Raw genomic sequence first — 716 nt, 5'->3', positions numbered from 1 at the left:
AGTACTAAGCCAAAGATGAAGTAACCAAGCTGGCCAGCACCTTGACGGAAAGCGTCGGCTGCCGGGTTAGCTGAATCCAACGTTGCGCCTGTCGCGATAACACCAAATACAGCTAAAAACAGTAGTACGCGAATAACCACCGCAATAGAGATACCAGCCCACGCCGTTGAAGTGATGGAAGGTACGTTCTCTTTACCTTTCAAGCCAATGTCCACTAGACGTTGTGCACCCGTGTAGTAACCGCCAACTGCGCCACCAACGATAGTCAATGTAGGCAGAAGCAAGCTTCCAACATCCATAGGCATCACCGCTGCACTTAGTGTCTCTCCCATCGGAGGTAAGCTCGTCATTGCCACATATGCAATCAGAACAATCATGAACAAGCCAAGGTAGCGAGCCATTTGGTCCATTCGTTTGGAGGCGTTATGAACCACAAACAGCAAACAGCCGACCACACCAGTAAACAGCGCACCCCAAGTCGTGTCCACGCCCGTTAACACATTAATGCCTAACGCCGCGCCACTTACGTTGCCAAAGTTAAACGCCACAGCTCCAAGCGCAAGGAGAATACCGACACCATAACCCATACCCGGCGCCACTTTGTTCGCAATGTCTTGGATTCGCATGCCAGAAACGCCCACAATGCGCCACAAGTTCATCACGATACCAAACGTGATAAAGATCGAAGCCAATACTGGAAACGCCATGTCGACTTT

At 50.6% G+C, this 716-nt stretch carries 1 protein-coding gene; it reads right to left on the bottom strand.

Annotated elements, in window-relative coordinates; genetic code table 11:
• A partial coding sequence (locus R7Q46_RS27035; protein WP_318078235.1) for a divalent metal cation transporter occupies nucleotides 1–716 on the bottom strand: 716 nt, incomplete at both ends.

This window comes from Vibrio sp. 811, from assembly GCF_033339195.1.
This window is presented reverse-complemented; position numbering and strand designations above follow the sequence as displayed.